Raw genomic sequence first — 2,379 nt, forward strand, 5'->3', positions numbered from 1 at the left:
GCGGCTGCGCCTGGCCCTGCCCGGCAGCGCCGACGACAACGCCGCCGCCCTGCGCCACCTCCGCGAGCGCGGCGCCCTGGTGACGGAGGCGGGGCGATGACCTTCCCTGAGCTTTCCGAGCTGCTCTGGACCGGCGTACGGGAAACGGCCTGGATGGTCGGCTTCTCCGCCCTGCTCACCGCGGTCGGCGGACTGCTGGTCGGCATCCTGCTGGTGCTCACCGACCGCGGCGGGCTGCTGGCCGCCCGGCCGGTCAACGCGCTGCTCGGCCTGGTCGTCAACATCGGCCGGTCGCTGCCGTTCATCATCCTGCTGGTCGCGGTCATCCCGTTCACCCGCGCGGTGGTCGGCACGACCATCGGCACCACCGCCGCGGTCGTGCCGCTGACCATCGGCGCCATCCCGTTCTACGCCCGGATCGTCGAGACGGCGATCCGTGAGGTGCCCGGTGACGTCGTGGCCGCCGCCGTGGCGATGGGTGCGTCCCGCCGCCAGATCGTCGGCAAGGTCCTGCTCCGCGAGGCCCGTCCCGGACTCGTCGCCGGGCTGACGATCACGGTCGTCGCGCTGGTCGGCTACTCCGCCATGGCCGGCGTGGTCGGCGGCGGTGGACTGGGTGACCTCGCCGTCCGCTACGGCTACCAGCGTTTCGAGACCGACGTGATGATCGCCACGGTGGTCGTGCTCGTCGTGCTCGTCCAGGCCGTCCAAACGCTGGGCGACGTCGTCGTCCGGCGCCTCTCCCACCGATAGAAGGGCACCACCTCATGCGCCGCCGCTTGCTCGCCACCCTGCTCACCGCGACCGGTCTCGTCCTGGGCCTGGCCGCGTGCGGCGGGTCCGATGACGCCGCCGGGTCCGCCGGCGACGACACCCTCAAGGTCGGGGTCAGCCCGGTCCCGCACGCCGAGATCCTCACCTACGTCAAGGACAACCTGGCCGCGGCCGAGGGCCTCAAGCTCGACATCGTCGAGTTCAACGACTACATCCAGCCCAACGTCGCGCTGCGGGAGAAGCAGATCGACGCCAACTACTTCCAGCACGTGCCGTACCTGGAGGAGGAGGTCGCGGCCAAGGGCTACAAGTTCACCGCGCTCAAGCCGGTGCACATCGAGCCGCTGGGCGTCTACTCCAAGAAGGTCAAGTCGCTGGCCGAGGTGCCGGCCGGCGGGGTCGTGGCAATCCCGAACGACCCGTCCAACTCCGGCCGGGCCCTCAACCTGCTCGCCCGGAACGGCTTGATCACGCTCAAGCCCGGCGTCGGCGTCAAGGCGACCGAGCGGGACATCGCCACCAACCCGAAGAACCTCAAGTTCTCCTCGCTCGAGGCGGCCCAGCTGCCGCGCAGCCTGGAGGACACCGCGCTCTCGGTGATCAACGGCAACTACGCGATCGAGACCGGGCTCAAGCCGGCGCAGGACGCGCTCGCCCTGGAGGACGGCAAGGACAACCCGTACGCGAACCTGGTCGTGGTGCGCACCGGCGACGAGGGCGACGCGCGGGTGGTCAAGCTGGAGAAGCTGCTGCACTCGCCCGAGGTCCGCAAGTTCATCGCCGACAAGTACCAGGGTTCGGTGCTGGCGGCCTTCTGAGCGAAGTGTCGTACCCATGCGGCAGAGTGTCAGGGGTGCGTAGCCCTACCGCCCCTGACACGGCCCACCCCCGCGACTGGCTGCCGAGCTATCTGGCGCTCGCCGCGATCTGGGGCACCAGCTTCCTGTTCATCAAGGTCGGCGTCCGTGAGCTGCATCCGCTGTGGCTCACCTTCGCCCGGGTCGCCGCGGGCACGGCGGTCCTGCTGATCGTGCTCGCGGTGACCCGCGACCGGCTGCCCCGCGACGCCCGGCTGTGGGGCCATCTGGCGGTCGTGGCCGCGCTGGGCGTCTCGGTGCCCTTCACCCTCTTCGGGTACGGCGAACAGCGCGTCTCCTCGGTGCTCGCCGGCATCTGGAACGCGGCCACCCCACTGGTCGCGTTGCCGCTGGCGGTGCTCGTCTTCCGCACCGAGGCCCTGACCCCGCGCCGGGTGGCCGGCATCGCGACCGGCTTCCTGGGCGTGCTGGTGGTGCTGGGCGTCTGGCGCGACCTCGGCGGCTCGCAGCTCACCGGGCAGCTCATGTGCTTCGGCGCGGCGATGTGTTACGCCGTCGCGATCCCGTACCAGAAGAAGTTCATCGCCGGCCGGGCCGGCTCCGGGGTGTCGATCGCCGGCGGGCAGCTGCTGATGGCCCTGGCCCAGCTCGCCGTGCTGGCGCCGCTGCTGGCCGGCGCGCCGCCGGCCCCGGCGCAGCTGTCCCTGCAGGTGGTGCTGTGCGTGCTGGCGCTGGGCGCGCTCGGCACCGGGCTGGCGTTCGTGCTCAACATGCGGGTGATCCGGGT

The 2,379-nt window shown here is 71.3% G+C and carries 3 protein-coding genes; all 3 read left to right on the plus strand.

Annotated elements, in window-relative coordinates; genetic code table 11:
- Positions 1 to 96: 96 nt before the first annotated feature.
- Complete coding sequence (locus AB0C29_RS43985) at positions 97 to 753, plus strand: methionine ABC transporter permease (protein ID WP_360833689.1); 657 nt, start codon at positions 97 to 99, stop codon at positions 751 to 753.
- A 14-nt stretch (positions 754 to 767) separates the two neighbouring features.
- Positions 768 to 1,592, plus strand: coding sequence for a MetQ/NlpA family ABC transporter substrate-binding protein (locus AB0C29_RS43990; RefSeq protein WP_360833691.1), 825 nt, complete (start codon positions 768 to 770; stop codon positions 1,590 to 1,592).
- Between the two features lie 35 nt (positions 1,593 to 1,627).
- Positions 1,628 to 2,379: DMT family transporter (locus tag AB0C29_RS43995; RefSeq protein WP_360833693.1), on the plus strand; the 752-nt coding region annotated here is incomplete at its 3' end.

Origin of the sequence: Actinoplanes sp. NPDC048791, from assembly GCF_040650095.1 — a bacterium.
In the GTDB taxonomy this organism is placed as follows: Bacteria; Actinomycetota; Actinomycetes; order Mycobacteriales; family Micromonosporaceae; genus Actinoplanes.

Excerpts from the sequence above, each read along its gene's own strand:
- AB0C29_RS43985 (WP_360833689.1), top strand. The coding sequence starts at position 97 with ATGACCTTCCCTGAGCTTTCCGAGCTGCTCTGGACCGGCGTACGGGAA.
- AB0C29_RS43990 (WP_360833691.1), top strand. The coding sequence starts at position 768 with ATGCGCCGCCGCTTGCTCGCCACCCTGCTCACCGCGACCGGTCTCGTC.